The sequence below is a fragment of the Erwinia sp. V71 genome (assembly GCF_965644245.1).
GTDB lineage: Bacteria > Pseudomonadota > Gammaproteobacteria > Enterobacterales > Enterobacteriaceae > Erwinia.
In genome coordinates, this window is sequence record NZ_CBFFRK010000263.1 from 1 (window position 1) to 876 (window position 876).

The 876-nt window shown below is 48.1% G+C and carries 1 protein-coding gene; it reads right to left on the reverse strand.

Annotated features, from left to right (window positions below):
• Positions 1–41 precede the first annotated feature (41 nt).
• The gene (locus tag ACSZO1_RS22540; RefSeq protein WP_437616620.1) at positions 42–464 is read right to left on the reverse strand and encodes a LacI family DNA-binding transcriptional regulator; all 423 of its coding nucleotides are present in this window, start codon (positions 462–464) and stop codon (positions 42–44) included.
• Between the last annotated feature and the right edge of the window lie 412 nt (positions 465–876).

The following is an 876-nucleotide window of genomic DNA, read 5'->3' on the forward strand; positions in this document are numbered from 1 at the left end:
CGGCAGCCTTCAGTGGTCTTTGCAGAGTTAAGACAGGCGGCTTAGCGTTGCACTTCGAACTTGAATCCGCCCTGCACGATAGCGGCTGGGTTATAAGCCAGTAATGTTTCAATCAGTTCGCTGCCGCGGCTGTTCGCGTTATCAGCCTCGGACAGCAGAATATTGTAGCCCTGCGGCAGCAGCTGCTGTTGCAGGGTATGGTAAATCACTGAGCAACCCGGGGTTTTCAGAGACGGGACCACCAGTGTGATCAGACGGGAGGAGGCAGATGCCAGTGCGCTGGCGGCCAGATTAGGCACATAGCCCAGTTCAGCAATCACCTGCTGAATTTTTTCGCGCAACGAGTCCGAGACTTTTTCCGGTGCGCGTAACGCACGCGATACCGTCATCGCACTGACGCCGACACGTTTAGCCACATCTGCGAGCGTGCTTTTTCCTGTGCCAGGACGCCGCTTACCTTCCATCTGTTCTCCTGCCTTAACATGGTTTCGTTACCATGACGTCACCCCGGCTATCATACCACAGGGTGATTTTTTTATGATTATTATGCCAGTAACGCGATGATTTAAAATGATTTTCCCGGTTTCGTCTGTTAACAACGTCACAGGAATATGACGCATGTTACTGATAGTCAGAAAACATTAAAAGTGTTAGCGCTAACAAATATTTTAACATTTTTTGATGTTAGCGCTAACTTTGTGAACATTGTCACGGATCTCGGCGGCCGAATTGGTCAACATGCAGAACACCAGAAACTAGGGAATCGTAATTATGTTATCTGAGTGGCTTACAGCAGAACGAATTAAGGAAGGTGCGATTTAATCATTCAAAGTTCTGTTCATGACTACAATGATTGCCGTTCATCTATCGTTTTCA

Coding starts and splice junctions, on each gene's coding strand:
- ACSZO1_RS22540 (WP_437616620.1), bottom strand. CDS start 464: ATGGAAGGTAAGCGGCGTCCTGGCACAGGAAAAAGCACGCTCGCAGAT.